The 271-nt window shown below is 75.3% G+C and carries 1 protein-coding gene; it reads right to left on the bottom strand.

The window, feature by feature from the left end; all coding sequences use genetic code 11:
• Positions 1 to 45: 45 nt before the first annotated feature.
• Positions 46 to 271: cellulose binding domain-containing protein (locus ACZ3HH_RS30100; RefSeq protein ID WP_465810238.1), on the bottom strand; the 226-nt coding region annotated here is incomplete at its 5' end.

Raw genomic sequence — 271 nt, 5'->3', positions numbered from 1 at the left:
CGAGCAGCGCCTATGGGCGAGCTATGGATGCCAGGACGAGCCGGATCACCGGGCGGTGACGGTCAGCCGCGGGCTGCTCGGCGCCGAGGGGGCCGCGACCTGCAGGCCGACCCGGACCGTCTGCCCGGGCGCGAGGGCGGCCGCCCACGCATCCCCCCGGCACGTCACGGTGGACGACTGGATGCCGCACGCCATCCCCCACGCGTTGACCACGGACGTGGCGCCCGGTGAGGACCACGACACCGTCCACGCGGTCACAGGACCGCCGGTC

This window comes from Pseudomonas sp. PME37.24/025 (assembly GCF_055556615.1).
This window is presented reverse-complemented; position numbering and strand designations above follow the sequence as displayed.